This is a genomic window from Bradyrhizobium sp. Kon56, assembly GCF_055807635.1.
Window position 1 is genome coordinate 1 of record NZ_JBVVOU010000323.1, and the last position, 301, is coordinate 301.

1 protein-coding gene is annotated in these 301 nt (G+C 66.1%); it reads right to left on the reverse strand.

The annotated features are described in order from the left end of the window. A partial coding sequence (locus AC0L3B_RS39150) for a fumarylacetoacetate hydrolase family protein (protein WP_473383093.1) occupies nt 1-301 on the reverse strand: 301 nt, incomplete at both ends.

Genomic DNA, 301 nt, shown 5'->3' on the forward strand with positions numbered 1-301 from the left:
GATCACCTTCGGGCCGCGCCCGTTGCGCCTTGCGGAACGGTTCCAGCGCTTCGGCCGTCACCACCCAGGGCGAGATGCTGGTGATGAAGCTCTTGGACAGGAACGGACCCAGCGGCTGGTATTCCCAGGCCTGGATGTCGCGGGCCGACCAATCGTTTAGCAGGCAGAAACCGGCGATGTGCTCGGCCGCATCGCTGATGGCAATCGCGTCGCCCATGGCATTGCCCTGGCCGATCCAGATGCCCAGTTCCAGTTCATAGTCCAGGCGGGCGCAGGGGCCGAACGTCGGCTCGGCCTGGCC